The following is an 18029-nucleotide window of genomic DNA, read 5'->3' on the forward strand; positions in this document are numbered from 1 at the left end:
GGACGGCAATGCCCGCACTCTCGCTTCCCACCTTCCCCGTCGACGCGGCCTCCCTTCCCGACTTCCTCGCCGAGAGGCTCTCTCGCATCAAGTACGTGATCAGCGACACGGACAACACCATGGTCAGCCACGGCCAGGCCCTCGCGTCAAGCGATGGGACCCCCTCCATAGAGCTGGCCCAGACCCTGGTTGACCTGCGCCGTGCCGGCGTGCAGGTCATTCCCTGCACGGGGCGCAACCGCGCCATGGCGCGCGAGGACGTGCGCGTGCTTGGCCTGGGCGGATGGATCGGCGAGATGGGCGGCGTGCTGTGCCTGCACGAGGGCACCGAGAGCGACTGGCACTACTTCACCGCCGAGATGCCCTACGACGAGGGGTGCGGCAAGACCCCGCACGACGTGATCGTGGAGACCGGCGTGGTGCGGCGCATGCTCAAGCGTTGGTACGACTGCCTCGAGACCTACAACGACAACAACATTGGCTACCAGTACCGCGAGGTGACGGTGGCGCTGCGCGGCGCCGTGATCGAGGACGAGGCCCAGGCCATGCTCGACGAGACCGGGCTCCCGCTCTACCTGGCGGACAACGGCTTCGTAGGTCGCATCACCGGAAAGACCATCCTGCCCACCTTCAAGGGCGGCAAGGTGGAGGATGTGCACACCTATCACATCACGCCGCGCGGGCTGAACAAGGGCTCGGCGGCCAGGCGCTACATGGAGCTCATGGGCTGGGATCCAGCGGAGGTGCTGGCCAGCGGGGACTCTCCCGCAGACTGCGAGATGGCGGCGGAGGTGGGGACCTTCCTGCTCATGCGCAACGGCATCGACAACCCCAAGACGCAGGCGGCGCTGGCCACGGCGGGAAACGCGTTCGTCTCGGCGAGCAACTCGACTGACGGCTGGTGCCAGGCCATGCGCACCCTGCTGGCGGTCAAGCGGGCGAGCTAGGCGGGGCGGAGCCGGGTCTGGCGGGGCCAGGCCCCGTTACACCGTCAGTAAGTGACGGTCAAACGGACCGTTCGGACCGTTTTTCTCGGTTTTGGGCCGTTACTCTGCCAGTCAGTGACGGCGTAACGGCCCCACCCCCGCCTCAGGCCTCCTTGCCACTCGCACGCTTTCGGGGAAGGCCTCCGAGAGGCGCGCGAAGGCCGCAAGCACGTCGTCGGGGATGTCCACGTGCGCCAGGTAGTCCCTGCCGTTGGGGCCGTAGCCCGCCGCGTCATCGCGCAGGCGGGGAATCTCGCCCATGAGCAGGCTGAGGTAGTGGCCAGGTGCCCACATGCCCCATGGCTCGTCCTCATAGCGCAGCTGGGCGAGAGGATCGCCCGCAGCCCCCTTCGCCGCCACCACGCGTGCGGCATGGCAGGCATAGCTCACGGGCACGACATCCGGCAGCTCCTTGCGCGCGACCGCCTCCACGCGCAGCTGCATGCTCGCGTCGTGGACGAGGATGAGGGAGCGGCAGCGCATACCCCTCTCGGCGAGAAGGTCACGCAGGCAGGTGATGTTGTTGCCACAGTTGGTGGACCCGCGCTCCAGCAGGTCCACCTCCAGGCCGTGGCGGCTCCTCAGGTAGGCGGCGAAGACGTCCGCCTCGCAGGCGTCGTCGGCAAAGCGCAGGTCGGGGCAGAGCTCGCGGATCTTCTCGCGGAAGGCCTGGGTGGTGTGGCCCGCCCCGCCCACGATCGCGTAGGCGCGGGCCACACCCGCACGCATGGCCTGGGCCATAACGTCCCCACCAGCAAGAATGCTTCCGCCCACAAGTGCCATGACGTCCGTCCGGGCAAAGCCGAAGCGCAGCTCGAGCGCCTCCTGCGAGAGCTCCGCCACATCCCTCCTGCCGAGAAATGCCGCCAGCACGTTCATGTCATGCGCAACGTCCGCAGCGCGCATCGCAACCTCCCTGGAACAAGAGCCGACGTCGCCTACTCCTCGGGGAGGATGTGGAAGTTGAGTGTGGCGATGTCGGCAGCAAAGCCGCGGACGGTATCGACGGAGAGGTCAAGCGCCTGACGACCGCGCTTGAACCACTTCTCCAGCACGTCGTTGGGCACGGTGATGATGTCAACGCCCAGCTGCTCGGCCTGGATGATGTTGTAGACCTCGCGGGTGGAGGCCCATAGGACCTCGGTCTGGGGGCGGTCCCTGGTGAGCTCGACGGCGTACTTGACCACAGGGATGGGATCGTTGCCGGCATCAGACAGACGTCCGGCAAAGATGGAGATGTAGCCGGGGACGTTGGGGTTTAGGGCCTCGGCGACGGCCTTGACCTGACCCTCGGTGAAGACGGCCGTCACGTTGACGTGCACGCCGGCGTCGGAGAGCTTCTTGATCAGACCGTAGATGGGGGTGCCGTCGGTCCTGACGCAGGGAATCTTCACGAAGACGTTCTCGCCCCAGGTCTTGATCTCGTTTCCCTCGACCTCCATCTGGGCCTCGTCGTCGGCAAAAACCTCGAAGGAGAGGGACTTGTCGGGGATGGCCGCCAGCGCCTTGAAGGCGAAGTCACGGTAGTTCTCGACGCCACCCTTCCTCATGAGCGAGGGGTTGGTGGTGAAGCCATCGACGCCCCTCTCGTTCATCTCGAGCATGCCCTCGAGGTTGGCGCCGTCGGCAAAGATCTTGATGGCCATGACTCTTCCTCCTTGTGCCGTGCGACGCGCACGGCCTCCACTCGGGTGCGTTTCGTGAAACGGCCCGTCAGCCCAGGTCATATGTCCAGGTCATATGTAAGGTCTAAAGCATGCGTGCGTCGAGCTTGCGGATGGCCCGGCCCCTGTGGTTGACCTCGAGGCCAGGAACGTTCAGAGGCTCCTCGCCCAGAAGTCGCTCCAAGATTTCCATGGCAGGGCCAAGAAGGTCAACTGACGCAATTCCGTGCTCCTCTGCCTCCTGACGCACGGATGTGCGGAGCTGCTGGTTCAATATCGTGTGGTAGACGATGGTCTCTTCCCCTTTGGGAACATAGCGGTCAAGGTACCTGCGAACTTGACCTGCGTTCTCCACATTGGAGAGCTGAGAGATGCCCACCCTCCCCCATCTGAACTGCGCGGCGGCTGCCTCGGCGAGGCGCACCGCAGTGTTGCCAGTTGCGTCCGATAGAACATGCACGACGATAGGGACGCTCGAACGCTCCTCTCGGCCCTCCTGCTTGACAACCTGGTTGATCACCTGCTCGCTAGCATCCATGGTCGTTCCCCTCCAGAATGGGGGCGGCCCGCCCGCGCGGGCGGGCCGCCCCCAGCTTTTCGACCAACAAGGCCCACCGTCCGGCTGCCGCCCTGGGGCTAGGCCAGCCTCCTGGCCTCCTCGGCGGTCATGCCCAGGACCACCGGGGTGGAGCGGTAGCCCACGCCCATGCGGTCGATGCCCATGTCGATGAGCTCGAGGAAGTGCTCCCTGGTGCGGATGGCACCCGAGCCCTTTACCTTGATCTTGCCCTCGCCGGCCTCCATCATGGCCGCCACGACCTCGGTGGTGGCGCCCACGCTGGGCACGCCCGTGACGAAGCCCGTGGAGCTCTTGATGAAGTCCGCGCCGGCAGCAACGGCGCAGCGCGTGCCATCGGCGATCTGCTCGGGAGTGAGGAAGTCGGTCTCGATGATGACCTTCACGAGCGTGCCGTACTTGTGGCACGCGTCCACGACGGCCTTGATGTCGCGGGTGACGTAGTCCAGGTCTCCGGAGCGCAGGCGACCATAGTTGGCCACGATGTCCAGGTCCTCGATCTTCCACTTGGAGCAGTACTCCTCGGCGAGCATGGCCTTCGCCTCGGTGGTGGCGAGGCCGAAGGGGAAGTCGCAGACCACGCAGAGGCCCGTCTCGGTGCCCTCGACCATGGGGGCGACGATGGGCAGGCTGGCAGGGTTGATGCAGATGGTGGCACAGCCGAAGTCGATGCCCTCCTGGGCGTACCTCTTGATCTCCCCCACGGTGAACTCGGGCTTGAGGACGGACTGGTCGATGTAGCGGGCGAGCTCGCGCACGGTCATCTCTGCTGCCTTCTTGGCGGGGTTCATGGCGCGTCCTTTCTCTTGTCTGTTTTGTACGGTATTTACCGTACTTTTGCTGATTGCAAGATAGCATCCTGGCAAATGGGACTACCATGTGCTGGCCGCAAAAGTTCGTATGTACCGTACATTACCGTCAAGGACGCCCATGGACAGCCTCTCCGCCATAGCGGCCCAGCCGCTCGAAGCCGAATCGCAGACCCCCCTCTACCAGCAGCTCAAGCAGCGCATCCTGCAGCTGATCGCCACGGGGGCGCTCGGCGCAAGCACGCCGCTTCCCACCGAGAAGCAGCTCTGCGAGCGCTTTGGCCTCTCGCGCGCCACCGTGCGCCGTTGCTTCAAGGACCTGGTGGACGAGGGGCGGGTCACTCGCAGGAGGGGACAGGGGACCTTTGTGCAAGACCCTGCGAAGGGCGATGGGAGGTCGGGGGCAGAGCTGAGCTTCTCGTCCGAGATGGAGAGCGCCGGGCGCACGGCCGCCTCGCGCGTGCTGGGTCTGCGCAAACGCGAATCCAGCAAGGGCGTCTCCCGCCGCCTGGGCCTTCCCGACGGCACGCCCGTGTGGGAGGTGCGACGCCTGCGCCTGGGGGACGACGTGCCCATGCAGCTCGCCACGGCATACATTCCCTGCACGCTCTGTCCCGACCTCACCGAGAGGGACCTGGAGCAGTCGCTCTACGCCCTGGTCGCTGAGGCGTCGGGCGCGCTGCCCGCGCGGGCGGAGGAGGCGTACGAGGCGGTGTGCCTGGACGCGAGCGAGGCAAAGCTGCTGGGCGTGAGGCCTGGCAGCGCCGCCCTGAGGGTGCTTCGCACCTCGTTTGACAGTGCGGGGCGGCCCTTCGAGGCATCCGTGCTCATTGAGCCGGGCGACAAGAGCCGCCTGGTGGTGACCCTAAGCACCGAGGGGACCGAGCTCCGCCGCGTGTGGGAGTAGGCCCCTGTCGCCTGCTGCACGGTCAGGCATGGCCGAGAAACCCACACAGAATATTCTCCTGTAGGTCTCTCCTACAAAAGCCCAGTTGAATTGTGAAGACGCCACAGGAAATTTTTTCCTGAGGGGATTTCCGCAAGCTTTCAGCTGCGACGGGGACGAGAGAGAAGTGTGGGGCGCGAGACGAGGGGCGCGTCAAAGCGAGGGAGGCCCCCCGGGCGAACCCGAGAGGCCTCCCTGCAAGAAGGCGTGCCGTGGGAAACGGGGCTTAGAACTCCACGGGGAGGTCGTAGTAGACGCACTTGAGGAGCTGCTCCATGTCCTCCTGAGACGGCTGGCGTGGGTTGGCGCCAGTGCAGGCGTCGGCAATCGCGTTGGCAGCGACGGCAGGGAGCTTCTCGAGGAACTCTGCCTCATCGATGATGGAGATCTCGGACTTCACGCCGCCCTCGCCGTAGTACTTGATGGCCTGGGGGATGTCCAGGGTGTCGTTGAGGTCGCGGATGTACTGCACGAGAGCGGCGACGAGCTCCTCGTTGGTCTCGCCCTCAAGGTGCAGGATCTCCTTGGCCACGAAGGCGTAGCGCTCGGCGGCGCGCTCGTCCTTGGCGTTGTACTGGATGACCTTGCCCAGGTACATGGCGTTGGCGCAGCCGTGGATGATGTGGCCGCCGGAGAAGGCGGCGCCGGTCTTGTGGGCCATGGAGTGCACGATGCCCAGAAGGCCCGAGGAGAAGGCAATGCCGGCGATGCACTGCGCGTCATGCATGTGCTGGCGGGCCTCCTTGTCCCCCTTGTAGGAGGTGGGCAGCCAGGTGGTGATCTCACGGATGCCGTGGAGGGCGGGGCCGTCGGTGTAGGCGGAGGCGACGGTGGAGACGTAGGCCTCCATGCAGTGGGTCAGGGCGTCCATGCCGGTGTGGGTGCAGAGCCTGGCGGGCATGGAGTAGGTGAGCTCAGGGTCGACGATGGCCACATCGGGCGTAATCTCGAAGTCGGCGATGGGATACTTGATGCCCTTGGCGTAGTCCGTGATGATCGAGAACGCGGTGACCTCGGTGGCGGTGCCGGAGGTGGAGGAGATGGCGCAGAAGTGGGCCTTCTTGCGCAGCTCGGGCAGGCCGAAGACCTTGCACATATCCTCGAAGGTGCACTCGGGGTACTCGTACTTGATCCACATGGCCTTGGCGGCGTCGATGGGGCTGCCGCCGCCCACGGCGACGATCCAGTCGGGGCCGAACTCGGACATGGCCGCAGCGCCCTTCATGACCGTCTCGACGGAGGGGTCGGACTCGACGCCCTCGAAGAAGGCGACCTCGAAGCCGGCGTCCTTGAGGTCGGCCTCGATCTCCTGCAGGAAGCCGCCGCGGCGCATGGAGCTGCCGCCGGAGACGATCATGGCCCTCTTGCCCTTGAGGTTCTTCACCTCGTGACGAGCGCCCTCGCCAAAGTAAAGGTCACGCGGATTGGTGAAACGTCCCATGTCTCTCCCCTTTCTGGCCTGCGCCCCCAGCGCCGGCCACAAGTTTTAGAGGGGTTTTGGCCCAAGGCCTGATGCCCAAGGCCCGTGCCCCCTCAGCTCTGTGAATTCGAGCTGGCATGGGGGTCGGGCGCAGGTGCGCGCCAGCTTCCATGCCATCGACTAGGATACCGTTGGGAAATATAAGCTGTATATACAAAACCATTTACCTACAAAAAGAGTGTATTGACTGAATAATCTCAGGTAAAGCATTGACATTATTGAATGAATAGTAATTACTGTACAACTTGGGGCCCACCTTCGGCGGGGGCGCAAAGACGCCGCTGCGGCACATGGCCCCACCAGCCCCCTCCTGCATCGGGTACGATACCTGCATATGAACCACGTTGCCCTTTGGTGTGGCACAGGGAGAGGAGGCGGCCATGGCGTTTGATCCAAACAGAGAGGACTACCAGCGCCTGGGGCTCCGCTTCGCCCGCTCGCTCGATGGCGAGGGCCCCATCGCCGCGGCACGTGCCTTTTCCGGCTTCGGCAGACGCTTCACCCAGGAGCGCGACGGCCTCCCGCAGACCGATGCCGATCGCGCCTTCCACCTGGTTGCCCTTGCAACAGAGCTCATAGACTACCGCCTGCCCTTCGCTAACGAGGACACGGGCGACAAGATCATCGGCAGGGCGCACGCCCTGCTGGACGAGGCCCTGCAGCTGGACCCGGGCTGCCCGGACGCCCGTCGCATGAAGCGGGCGGCGGACATCCCCTCCTTCGAGGGCTACTACGACTATCTCCGCCAGGGTGCCGACGAGGTGCGCGCGCAATGCGAGGGGCAGCTCCTCAAAGAGGGACCCAGGTCCTCAGTCGAGCGGGGCGGTCTCCTCTCCGAACTGGCGCTTCGCCCCTACCTGCGCTGGCTGGCGGCACTGGCCTCCAAGGCCATCGTCTGCGGCCACAACCGCGAGGCGCTGCGCGCGGGCGAGAGGCTTCTCGAGCTTGACGGGGAGGACAGCGCCGACGTGCGCTTCACCATGGCCATCGCCCATGCGAAGCTGGAGGACGAGCAGGGCCTCGAGGAGCTTGCGCGGCGCTGCTCCCAGATGGACTGCGTGAGGCAGCGGGGCGGGGAGGACGCCTGGCTGCTCCTCTCGCGCTGCGCCCTCGCGCACAAGCGCCGCGACATGGACGAGGCCCGCCGGATCGTAAGGCGCCTCTGCGAGAGCTACCCCCATGCGGCGCTCACGCTCCTCGCCCAGCGCGAGCTGCCCGACGGCGTGTTCGCCCGCCTGGCAATGCCGCCCTTCAGCGAGGACGAGCTCATCCTTGCGGTGTCGGAGTGCACGGTGCTGCTGCAGGAGGGGAGGGACGTGAGCGGCCACGGGGCGTTCGGCGCATGGGTGAGGAAGGAGGCGAGCCTCCTCGTTCCCGAGGAGGACCGTGCCGAGAGCCTGGAGATCCTAGCGCAGGGGCCTGGAGGCGACGCAGACGAGCAGGGAGGCAGGCACTGATGGGCCTACGTGACGAGTGGGTCCAAAGGATCGCCCGCAAGCGTGGCGAGAAGATGGGGCTTTCCACCGCCGGTCACTCCGAGCTGCTGCTGGCCGTTCGCGAAAAGCCCCAGGACTTCGTGGACGACCCCGCCGAGGAGGCCTTTGGCCTCATGGTGAGCGCGCTCGAGCGCTACGAGAGCTCGCGCGGCGATGACGACCTGCTGGACGACGACGAGTTCCTGGAGACGCGCGCCCAGCGCATGAGGCGCATGCGCGCAGACTGCAACGAGGCCCTGGCGCTGGACCCCAGCTGCGCCCAGGCACGGCTCTGCCTCTGCATTGCAGCAGACACCCATCCGGATGCCACGCTTGACCTCCTCTTCGACGTCGAGAGGGGCTGCGAGGCGTCCCTTGGCCCCCTCACCCCAGACGCCGCACATGACGCATGGGACGACGTCTTCGTGCGCCCGCGCCTGCGCGTGAAGGCCGCCATCGCCCGCAGCTGCCTCGAGTCCGCGCGCTACCGCATGGCAAGCGCCGTGAGCTCGGAACTTCTGGGGCTCTCCCCCGCCGACGAGCTGGGCGCGCGGCACAGCTGTGCGCTCGCGCTCTCGCGCCTGGAGGACGAGGAGGGCTTCGACGCCCTGGACGCGAGGGTCTCTCGCCGTGGAGACTCATGGGCGGCGCTGGGCCGCGTCATCCTGCTGTTCAAGCTGGGGCGCCTGGCGGCGGCGCGACGTGCGCTCAGGGGCTTCGACAGGCTGTGCGAGGGTGGCGTCTATGCGCTCCTGAGGCCCGTTCTCATTGACACCTACATGCCCGACCGGCCCCTCTTTGCCCCCTACAGCTTCGAGGAGGCGACCCTTGCCGTGCATGAGGCGGACCCGATCATCGTGGACGTGCCAGACCTGCCCGCCTGGGTCGAGTCCCAGCAGGACATGCTGGCACGGGCCAAGGCCTTTGCGGACCGCTCGGGCTTCGACTGGTAGGCCGGGCGTCGGGCGCTAGGGCAGGCGGGACAGACGCTCCTCGACGCTTTGCGCGATTCCCTCGGGGCTCAGTCCCGCACGGTCAAGCAGGGCGTCCCTGGTGTCTGCCTTGAGGTAGGCGTCCGGCATGCCCAAGCGCAGGAGCGGCGTGCCGTGGCCGGCGTCCGCCAGCCACTCCGCCACGGCGCTTCCCAGGCCGCCCATGCGGGCATGCTCCTCGACGCTCACCAACAGCCTGCAGCCGTCGGCAACGCAGGCGTCGCAAAGACCAAAGGGCTTCAGCGTGGGAAGCGCGACCAGCTGGCAGGGAACGCCCCTCCTGCCAAGCATGCGGGCGGCATCCAGCGCGCGCGAGCCGATGGTTCCGCTGGAGAGCAGGGTCACCCCCGCCCCATCGCGCGCGCACAGCTCCTGTGGGGCGCCGACGCCTGCAGCGGGTATGCCGTCAGGGTGGAGGTTGCGGCCGTCGCCGTCGTTCATGCAGACGTAGGCCGGCCGGGGGTTGCGGGCAAGCTCCATCAGCACTGCTGCGAACTCCGCGCCGTCCGCGGGACTGATGACCGTCATTCCCGGAATCTGGCGCATGTTGCCACGGTCCTCTATGGCCATGTGGCTGGGTCCCAGGGCACCGGAGTCGCACCCGCCGCTCACACCCACCAGGATGGCCGGCGACCCCATGATGCCCAGGCTCACGCGCACCTGGTCAAGGGCGCGCGCCGAGAGGAACGAGGCGTATCCCACCGCAAAGGTGGTGAGGCCCTCGTTGGCAAGGGCCGACGCCACCTCCACCTGGTTCTGCTCGGCAATGCCGCACTGCACGAAGCCCTCGGGCAGCGTCTGGCGGAAGCGCCCCAGGTTGAGGCGGCGTCCGTAGTCTGACACCACCACGGTGAGGCTGGGGCCCTCCTGGGCGAGGACACCCATCACCTCTCCGAAGATCTGCCTGTGGCCCATGCATGAGAGGCGCTGGGCGTCCTCTGGGCTCACGAGCATGTCATCGCTCATTAGCGAGCTCCCTTCCACGCCGGTCGAGCTCGTCTGTGATCTTGCGATAGGTCTCCTCGTCGAGCGCCTTGTCGTGCCAGGCGATGTCGTTCTCGACGAAGGAGACGCCGTAGCCCTTCACCCCGCGAGAGACGAGGGCGAGGGGCCGTGCTGCGTGGGGCCGGGCGGCCAGCGCATCCGCCAGCGCAAGGACGTCGTGGGCGCTGACCTCCTGCACGTCAAAGCCAAAGGAGGCGAACTTGCGCTGGATGGGCCCATTGTCCAGCACCTCTGACGTGGGGCCATCCAGCTGCATGCCGTTTGCGTCCACGATCACCGTGAGGGCCGAGAGCCCCAGATGCCCCGCCAGCGCGGCGGATTCCCAGATTGAGCCCTCGTCGCACTCGCCATCGCCCACGATGCAGAACACCCGGGCTGCCGACCTGCGTCTCCTGAGGGCCAGGGCAAGCCCCACCGCATAGCCCAGCCCCATGCCCAGGCTCCCGCCAGAGACCTCGAGCCCACGCGAGGGGTCGCGGTCGGGATGTTTGGCTATCACCGCGTCGGGGCCAAAGATCCCCCGGTCAAGGTCCTCCTGCGAGAGGAGGCCCGCCTGGAGCATCGCTGGATAGAGGGCGATGGAGGCATGCGCCTTCGAGAGGACCAGACGGTCCCTCTGCTCCCATGGGGTTCCGTCCTTGCCCGTGCGCATGACGTGGCCGTAGAGCACCGAGACGAGCTCCGCCATGGAGAAGGCTCCCCCGAAGTGGAAGGGAACGCCCAGGTAGCGATGCGCGAGCTCAGTGACTCCGCGGCGCACGTCCAGAGCGCCGCGCTCGAGCCTCAGCGCGAGGGCACGCCTCTCGGGCGTGGAGCGTGGCTCCGATGCCTGGCGCAGGCCCGCCCTGCCCAGGGCCAGCTGGTCCTCCAGGGAGACGCCCACCACGGACTCGCCGGGGCGCAGCCAGGTGAGGCTCCATTCGATGGGCGTGCCGTCGTCCAGGGAGATGCGCTGCTCGAGCGCCAGCACGGGGTCGTCTGCGCCACAACCCAGATAGGACGCGTGCTCCTCCCCTGCCCTCACGGAGAGGTAGTGGACCGTGGAGGAGGTGATCCTCCTGGCAGAGCAGCGCTCCACGGCGTCGAAGAGCGACTCGCTCTCGAAGTCCGCTTGGTCAAGGCCGGGGCAAGCGAGGAGGTTCGACCAGCTCTCCTGGCAGACGACGGGAGAGCCCCCCACCGAGCGCACACGGCGCATGAACATGACGGGAGACCCCTCGGCCACGCTCAGCTGGCGAGCCACCTCGCGCGTGGCGGGCAGGCTGCTCCGCGCGAGGACCTTGGTGCGGAAGTCAAGCCCGCGCTCACGCAGGAGGGCGGAGAAGGAAAGTGGGCGGCGGGTGGCGGGGCGCACCAGGCCGCCTTCTGCCACAAAGGTCCCACTGCCCTTGACGGAGCGCAGGTAGCCCTCTGCGACCAGGGTGCGGATGGCATGGCGCACCGTCCCACGGCTGATGCCAAAGTTCCTCATGAGCTCGGTCTCGGAGGGGATGGCCGTCCCCTCCAGCCACTCGCGCGTGTCTATCTTCTCGCGAATGACGGAGGCGAGCTGCACGTGCAGGGGGCTGTCTGAGTCGGGAACGATTGCCAGGCGCACCGACGCGCCCTCACCCATAGGGGCATTGGGCGTGGGGAAGAAGACTCCCTCTGGCGACACGAGCAACCACCTCGCTTATGGATAACTTCTATACAGGACATCCTGTGTACAGGAGTATCCCATGGTAGGAATCCCTCGGCCGAGGAGTACCTGCACAGGCGATTCGACACAAAAAACTTCCGTTCGATTTGATATATACTTGCTCCCGCGTCCCCATCGTCTAGTGGTTAGGACACCGCCCTTTCAAGGCGGCGACACGAGTTCGAGTCTCGTTGGGGGCACCATCGAGCGCACAGGGCGGCTGTCCAAGGTCTGGACGGCCGCCTTTCTCTGCCGCGGCGCGTCGCGTGCGTGGTAGGGGCGGTGGGACTCGAACCCACAATCCTTTCGGCCGCGGATTTTAAGTCCGCTGCGTATGCCAATTCCGCCACACCCCCGTGCGAGAAAAGCCTAGCACACCTACCGACGGCCTTAGGCTACAAGAGCGGGCGCATCCGGGGCGTCCAGCCCAGCCTCGAGGCAGCTCCCGCAAGCGCGTCAGCTGCACAAAGCGCCAGGCCAAAGAGCAGGTCGCTCTCGCTCACCGTGAGCCGCCCGAAGCCCGAGAGGCGCATGAGCTCCGCAATGGCGAGGGCCCCTCCCAGGATGACCTCGGCGCGCTGGGGCTGGAGCCCCGGCAGCTGGGCACGCTTCGCCATGGTAAGGCCGGAGAGCCTCTCGCAGAGCCCCTCCACCTCCTCGCGGGAGAGCTGCGCCAGATGCACCTGCGCGGGATCATAGGGCACGAGCGCCTTCTTGACGGCAACGAGGCTGGTTGCCGTCCCGCCCGTCACCACGAGGACGTCAGGGCGCAGACCACGAGCGGCGCGCGCAAGGCCCGCGTCTTCCAGCGCTGGCGCAAAGAGCCCCTCGGCAAACCCCCGGGCCACAGCCACGTCCTCGGCGGAAGGGGGGTCTTGCACGGAGAGGAAGCGCTCCGTGATGCGCCTGCAGCCCACGTCCGTGGAGCGCACGAGATCAAGCCGGAGCCCCTCGCCCAGGCCTCCCACGGCAAGCTCGGTTGACCCGCCACCATTGTCCGCCACCAGGATGCGTTGGCCCCTGAAGTCTTGCGCCACGCCCAGGAAGGTGAGAGAGCCCTCGACCTCGCCGGAGATGACCTGAGGCTCAAGGCCGCGGATGCGCAGGCCATCCAGGATGACCTGCACGTTAGAGGCATCGCGAGCTGCGGAGGTGAGGGTGCAGCAGGCGTGGGTCGCGCCCAGCTGGCGCGCCATCTGCAGATAGGCGTCAACGGTCCCCAGCACGCGTCCGCACGAGGCGCCAGAGATCGCGCCCGTGGCGCCCAGCCCCTCGCCCAGGTTGCAGATGACGGAGCGCTTGGCGAGCCTTCCCACGCGGCCGCCATCCACCTCTGCCACCGCAAGACGGCAGGTCACGGTACCTATGTCTATGCAGGCTACGAGTTCCATGTCTCCACCGGGTCATAGCGGAAGAGCGCGTCGAGCAGTCGGGTGAGCTCGTCTCGCGTGTCCTGGTACTCGTCTGCGGCAGACGGGTCGCGCCTCTGCTCCTCAGGAAGGCCCTTCACCGTCACGCTGGTCTCCCCCTCGCTCACATATCCCCGCCTGCGGGCCTCGTCCTCTATGCCCTCGCGGGACTGGAGCCGGTTGAGGTCGCCCGCGAGCGAGGCGTTCTCTCGAGAGATGTCATCGTACTTGGCCTGCAGGTCCTGTCCCGTGCGCATGGCGGCGTAGTATTCGCGCACCGGTCCGTAGAGCATGGCCAAGAGGGCCAGGACGATCACGACGAAGCCGGAGATCAGCTTGTGCGCCCCTGCCCACGAGGCGATGCCGGAAAGCCCGTCCGCACAGACGGACAAGGCTGACCTGGCTTTTCCGCGCCGCGCGGCGGCATTCGTCTCGCGCTTGTCGCGGGCGCGTGCGGAGGGGCGTGGCACCCCCCCTGATGTCTTGGGTGAACCTTGGCTCATGCTGCTTCGTCTCATCTTCGTCTTGGCCAAGCGCCGCGCCTTAGGAAGCGCGGCTCCTGCCTCAGTTATACCAGAGCGTCCGTCCCGGAGCCCGCGCGCTCCTCAAGCTTCACGAGCTTCCAAAGCTCCTCGAGGCGCTCAGGGGAAAGGTCGTCCACGCGCAGCCCCTCTTCGCACGCAAGGGCCTCCATGCGGGACCAGCGGCGCCGGAACTTGCGATTGCTGCGTGCAAGGGCCTCCTCGGCATCGATGTGCTCGTGACGAGCCACGTTCACCAGGGAGAAGAGGATGTCTCCGAACTCCTCCGCCGCAGAATCGCTCCCGCGCTCCTCGGCCTCGAACTCCCTCCTCTCGGACTCCACCTGCAGCCACACGTCAGCCACGCTCGGCCACTCGAAGCCCACCTTCGCCGCACGCCTCGAGATCTTCTGGCACTGCATGAGCGCGGGCAGGGAGGAGGGCACGCTGTCGAGGAGGCCCTGCTTCGGCCCCTCGTCATCCGCACCCTCGCGCTCCCGTCGCTTTACCGCGTCCCAGATGTCCAGGACCTGCCCGGCAGAGTCTACCGCGCACGCGTCCTCCGCGTCCCCAAAGACGTGCGGGTGGCGGCGGACAAGCTTCTCGTTGAGGTCGCGGCACACGTCGTCCAGGGTGAACTCGCCCGAGTCCGCGGCGATCTGGGCGTGCAGGAGCACCTGCTCGAGCACGTCTCCCAGCTCCTCGCGCAGGTGGACGGAATCGCTTGCCTCGATGCAGTCAACCGCTTCGTAGGCCTCCTCTATCATGTTGCGCGTGATGCTGCGATGGGTCTGATCCCTGTCCCAGGGACATCCGTCCGGCTGGCGCAGCCGCCAGATGGTGCGTGCCAGGCGGTCGAACTCGGGATGGGCCGCAGGGGCGCCCGGCCTCGCGGCGGTCTCTGCGTCCACCTGCGCGGCAAGCTCCGCCACGCGCTCTTCCATGGCCTTCTCGCCCATGCTACTCGTCCCCCTCGTCGTCTCCGCCCACTTCCTCCAACACGCCCAATGCCGCCGGCAGCAGCTCCTCCCTGCCCGCATGGAAGGGGTAAGAGAGCTTCCTGCTGGTGGCGTGATAGATGCCGCGCCTCTCCTTGAACTTGAGCGCCAGCTGGCGCGCGAGCTCCAATCCCTGGTAGGTGATTCGCCCGTTTGCCAGCGAGATGGACGTCACGCCCAGGCGCTGGGCCCGGATCCTCACGCGGGCGCGGTCGAAGAGGTTCCTCCCCGCCAAAGGCAGGGCGCCAAAGCACTCCTCGAGCTCCATCTGCAGCTCGTCCACCTGGATCAGCTCCGTGGCCGCGGCCAGTCGGCGGTACGTCAGGACGCGCCTGTCCACCTCGGGCAGATACTCCTCGGCCAGGTAGAAGTCCGCGGGCAGGTTGATGGTGGCCTCCGGCAGCTCCACCTCGCCCGTCTCCCCGCGAGCCTCCGCCACGGCCTGGCCCAGCATCTGGGTGAAGAGGTCGAAGCCCACGCTGGAGAGGTTGCCGTGCTGCTCTCCGCCCATGAGCGAGCCCGCCCCGCGAATCTCCAGGTCCCTCATGGCTATGCGCATGCCGCTGCCCAGGTCCTGGTACTCGTTGATCGCCGTGAGACGGTCGGTTGCCTCGGGGGTGAGCGGCAGCTCGCCTGGGAACATGAAGTAGGCGAACGCCTGGGTGCGCCCTCGGCCCACGCGACCCTTGAGCTGATAGAGCTGGGCCAGGCCCAGCCTCTGGGAGTCCTCGATAATCAGGGTGTTGGTGTGTGGGTTGTCGATGCCGCTCTCGATGATGGTGGTTGCCACCAGCACGTCGATCTCGTGCTCCTGGAACTGCAGCATCACGTTCTCCACCTGGGCGGCGCCCATCTTGCCATGCGCTATGCCCACGCGGGCCTCGGGCGCCGCCTCGTGCACGCGGTCCACCGCGTCGTCGATGGTGGTCACGCGGTTGGAGACGTAGTAGACCTGGCCCCCTCGCTCGAGCTCGGCGCGGATGGCCTCGGAGACCACGTCCGGGTCCCACTCCCCCACCGTCACCTTCACGGGCAGTCGTCCCGGCGGAGGCGTGAGGATGAGGCTCATGTCGCGCACGCCGCTCATGGACATCTGCATGGTGCGCGGGATGGGGGTGGCCGAGAGGGTCAGCACGTCCACCTGCTCGCGCATGTTCTTGAGCTGCTCCTTGTGCTGCACGCCGAAGCGCTGCTCCTCGTCGATGATGACCAGTCCCAGGCTGTGGGGGTTCACGTCGGCCGAGAGCAGCCGATGCGTGCCGATGAGCACACTCACGCTTCCGTCCTGGAACCCCTCCAGCGCCCGGCGCTGCTGGGCGGACGTCACGAAGCGAGAGAGGACGGCGACCTTGAGGTCGAAGGGGGCGAAGCGAGAGAAGAAGGTCTCGAAGTGCTGCTGCGCCAGGATGGTGGTGGGGCAAAGCACCATGACCTGGCAGCCGTCCTGGCAGCACTTGAACGCCGCGCGCAGCGCCACCTCGGTCTTGCCGAAGCCCACGTCTCCGCAGAGCAGGCGGTCCATGGGCTTGGCGGCCTCCATGTCCGCCTTGATGTCCGCCAGCGCGCTCGCCTGGTCGGGCGTCATCTCGTAGGGGAAGCTCGCCTCCATGTCCAGCTGGGCGGGGCCGTCCAGGGAGAAGGGGTGGCCCGCCACGGCCGAGCGCCTGGTGTAGAGGTCGACCAGGTCGAACGCCAGCTTCTTGGCGCTCTTGCGGGCCTTGCCCGTCGCGCGCGACCAGTCGGCCGTGTTAAGGCGGGTGAGGCGTGGGCTGCTGCCATCCGGCCCCACGTAGCGCGTGACGCGGTCCACCTGCTCCAGGGGCACGAAGAGCTTGTCCGCGCCGGCGTACTCGAGGAGGAAGTAGTCCCTCTCGCGCCCCGCCACCTCCTGCCGCACGATCTGCGAGAAGAGCGCGATGCCATGAGTGGCATGGACCACGTAGTCTCCGGGCTTGAAGGGGAAGGTGACCGTGGTGGGGTCCACGCGGCGGCTGCGGCGATGCTTAGCCATGCGCGCCGTGAGGTCTGACACGGAGAGCACCGCCAGGCTCGCCGAGGGGACCACGATGCCCGCCGGCACGGGGGCGTCGAAGAAGGTCACCTTGCCACGGTCCAGGGGCTCGGGGGCCCTTGCCGCGTCCTCCGAAGTCACGGGAACGTTGTTCTCGGGCGCGCTTCCCAGGGACTCGCGCAGCGCTATGCCCTCGTCAGTGAAGCTGAGCTCGAGGGCCTCGCGGGCGGCGCGGTCGGGCACCGCGAAGACCACGGAGGAGTTGCCTGCCAGCAGCTGGCGCACACGGCCCAGCAGCTTGCCGTCCGATCCCGCGATGCCGGGCTGGCGCACCTCGAGCTCTGCGGTCGCGCTGCCTCCCGCGCGCAGGATGGAGGAGAGCGAGAGTCGCTGCTGACTGCCGAAGTCAAGTTCGCGCGGGGAGGTGAAGAGGCCCTCGGGACGCACGCGGGCCGCCTGCGCGGCGGCACCTATCTCGTCGTTCGCGCGCTGGCAGTCGTCGAAGAGCGCCCGCGGCTCCGACAGCATGACCAGGGTCTCCCTCGAAAGGTGCTCTATGGGGCTCGCCGTTGCCCCATAGAGCTCCGCCAGGTACTTGTCCAGCACGGGCGCTGCGGAGGCCTGGCGGATGAGCTCGAGGTCGGCGGCAAGCCTCGAGGAGTCCTGCGCACGGTTGAAGAGCGCGTCCTCCGCGCGGCCTATGGTCTCTGGCGTGAGGGCCATCTCGCGGCAGGGAGCCACGGTGACGCCCTCGAGATCGCCGATGGTCTGGCCCGTTGACGGCACCATGCGGCGGACGCGGTCAACCTCGTCTCCGAAGAACTCTATGCGCACGGGGAAGGATGCCTGGGCAGGAAAGACGTCCACGGCGTCCCCGTGCACGTGAAAGCTGCCGGGAGCGGTCACGCTGAGGGCGTCTCCCGCATCCGCATAGCCCATGCCCACCAGTAGGCGGCCCACGTCCTCGAACTCGAGCTGGTCTCCCACCGAGAGCGTGCAGGCGGCAAAGTAGCCGGAGCCCACAGGGGGGACGCGGCGCAGCAGCGCGCGGGCGCTGGCAACGACCAGGCACCTCTCCCCTGCCGAGAGGCGCGCGACGGCGTTGCAGCGCGCCCCCACCACGGAGTCATCCGCTGGCTTGTCAGACCACGGCCAGTCTCGGCGCTCGGGATATCGGCGCACCACGTCCATTCCCAGCCACGCGGCGATGGAGCGCGCCATGCGGTCTGCGGCCTCCTCGCCGGGCACCACCAGCAGGCAGGGCCTGGGGTCGCGCGCCCAGACGGCAGCCGCCAGAAGGGGGCGGGCGCTTTGGGCGACGGCCAGGTTGGCGTCTGCGCCCTGGTCGAGCTCGTGAAGAAGAGGCTGCAGCTCAGGCGCGGTAAAGAGCTGCTGGGCAACGCGGTTGATGAACATGAAGCAAGAGTCCTAACGACGGGGCTGCAACAGGAAATGTTCCTGTGCTCCTCTCGATTCTA

At 67.1% G+C, this 18029-nt stretch carries 15 protein-coding genes and 2 tRNA genes; 5 read left to right on the forward strand and 12 right to left on the reverse strand.

Annotated features, from left to right (window positions below; genetic code table 11):
• Positions 1 to 8 precede the first annotated feature (8 nt).
• Positions 9 to 947, forward strand: coding sequence for an HAD family hydrolase (locus CZ375_RS06935; protein WP_077598503.1), 939 nt, complete (start codon positions 9 to 11; stop codon positions 945 to 947).
• A 111-nt stretch (positions 948 to 1058) separates the two neighbouring features.
• Here the strand turns inward: CZ375_RS06935 and CZ375_RS08480 are convergent, their stop codons facing one another.
• From CZ375_RS08480 to deoC, 4 genes are all read right to left on the reverse strand, one after another.
• Positions 1059 to 1892, reverse strand: a complete 834-nt coding sequence (locus CZ375_RS08480) for a YdcF family protein (protein WP_077598504.1) — start codon at positions 1890 to 1892, stop codon at positions 1059 to 1061.
• Positions 1893 to 1924: 32 nt separating this feature from the next.
• Complete coding sequence (locus CZ375_RS06945) at positions 1925 to 2632, reverse strand: transaldolase (protein WP_077598505.1); 708 nt, start codon at positions 2630 to 2632, stop codon at positions 1925 to 1927.
• A gap of 103 nt (positions 2633 to 2735) precedes the next feature.
• On the reverse strand, positions 2736 to 3188 hold the full coding sequence (locus CZ375_RS06950) for a kinase/pyrophosphorylase (protein WP_077598506.1): 453 nt from the start codon (positions 3186 to 3188) through the stop codon (positions 2736 to 2738).
• Between the two features lie 98 nt (positions 3189 to 3286).
• On the reverse strand, positions 3287 to 4018 hold the full coding sequence (deoC, locus tag CZ375_RS06955; protein ID WP_077598507.1) for a deoxyribose-phosphate aldolase: 732 nt from the start codon (positions 4016 to 4018) through the stop codon (positions 3287 to 3289).
• Between the two features lie 139 nt (positions 4019 to 4157).
• Between deoC and CZ375_RS06960 the strand changes: the two genes are divergently transcribed.
• Positions 4158 to 4943, forward strand: coding sequence for a GntR family transcriptional regulator (locus CZ375_RS06960; protein ID WP_159438391.1), 786 nt, complete (start codon positions 4158 to 4160; stop codon positions 4941 to 4943).
• 265 nt (positions 4944 to 5208) lie between these two features.
• Here the strand turns inward: CZ375_RS06960 and CZ375_RS06965 are convergent, their stop codons facing one another.
• The gene (locus CZ375_RS06965; RefSeq protein WP_077598509.1) at positions 5209 to 6423 is read right to left on the reverse strand and encodes an iron-containing alcohol dehydrogenase; all 1215 of its coding nucleotides are present in this window, start codon (positions 6421 to 6423) and stop codon (positions 5209 to 5211) included.
• Positions 6424 to 6842: 419 nt separating this feature from the next.
• Between CZ375_RS06965 and CZ375_RS06970 the strand changes: the two genes are divergently transcribed.
• Both CZ375_RS06970 and CZ375_RS06975 read left to right on the forward strand, forming a co-directional pair.
• On the forward strand, positions 6843 to 7919 hold the full coding sequence (locus CZ375_RS06970; RefSeq protein WP_077598510.1) for a response regulator receiver protein: 1077 nt from the start codon (positions 6843 to 6845) through the stop codon (positions 7917 to 7919).
• Positions 7919 to 8890, forward strand: coding sequence for a hypothetical protein (locus tag CZ375_RS06975; RefSeq protein WP_077598511.1), 972 nt, complete (start codon positions 7919 to 7921; stop codon positions 8888 to 8890). The genes CZ375_RS06970 and CZ375_RS06975 overlap by 1 nt, the downstream gene beginning before the upstream one ends.
• Positions 8891 to 8905: 15 nt before the next feature.
• On the opposite strand, the gene CZ375_RS06980 is transcribed toward CZ375_RS06975, so the two are convergent.
• Positions 8906 to 9895: a transketolase family protein gene (locus tag CZ375_RS06980; protein WP_077598512.1), complete on the reverse strand. Its 990-nt coding sequence runs from the start codon at positions 9893 to 9895 to the stop codon at positions 8906 to 8908.
• Positions 9885 to 11591: a UTRA domain-containing protein gene (locus tag CZ375_RS06985; RefSeq protein WP_327196226.1), complete on the reverse strand. Its 1707-nt coding sequence runs from the start codon at positions 11589 to 11591 to the stop codon at positions 9885 to 9887. The genes CZ375_RS06980 and CZ375_RS06985 overlap by 11 nt, the downstream gene beginning before the upstream one ends.
• 149 nt (positions 11592 to 11740) lie before the next feature.
• Here CZ375_RS06985 and CZ375_RS06990 point away from each other — a divergent pair.
• Positions 11741 to 11815: transfer RNA gene (locus tag CZ375_RS06990), tRNA-Glu, on the forward strand.
• Between the two features lie 68 nt (positions 11816 to 11883).
• On the opposite strand, the gene CZ375_RS06995 is transcribed toward CZ375_RS06990, so the two are convergent.
• The 5 genes from CZ375_RS06995 to mfd all read right to left on the reverse strand — a co-directional run bounded on the left by CZ375_RS06995 (position 11884) and on the right by mfd (position 17967).
• Positions 11884 to 11968 (reverse strand) — tRNA-Leu (locus tag CZ375_RS06995).
• A gap of 39 nt (positions 11969 to 12007) precedes the next feature.
• Positions 12008 to 13003 (reverse strand): Ppx/GppA phosphatase family protein, encoded by a 996-nt coding sequence (locus tag CZ375_RS07000; RefSeq protein WP_077598514.1) that lies wholly within the window; start codon positions 13001 to 13003, stop codon positions 12008 to 12010.
• Positions 12991 to 13524, reverse strand: coding sequence for an FtsB family cell division protein (locus tag CZ375_RS07005; RefSeq protein WP_234966913.1), 534 nt, complete (start codon positions 13522 to 13524; stop codon positions 12991 to 12993). The genes CZ375_RS07000 and CZ375_RS07005 overlap by 13 nt, the downstream gene beginning before the upstream one ends.
• Positions 13525 to 13589: 65 nt before the next feature.
• Positions 13590 to 14501, reverse strand: coding sequence for a nucleoside triphosphate pyrophosphohydrolase (gene mazG / locus CZ375_RS07010; RefSeq protein WP_077598516.1), 912 nt, complete (start codon positions 14499 to 14501; stop codon positions 13590 to 13592).
• A gap of 1 nt (position 14502) precedes the next feature.
• Positions 14503 to 17967, reverse strand: coding sequence for a transcription-repair coupling factor (gene mfd, locus CZ375_RS07015; RefSeq protein ID WP_077598517.1), 3465 nt, complete (start codon positions 17965 to 17967; stop codon positions 14503 to 14505).
• Positions 17968 to 18029: the final 62 nt, after the last annotated feature.

Source organism: Olsenella urininfantis, assembly GCF_900155635.1.
Lineage (GTDB): Bacteria > Actinomycetota > Coriobacteriia > Coriobacteriales > Atopobiaceae > Olsenella_G > Olsenella_G urininfantis.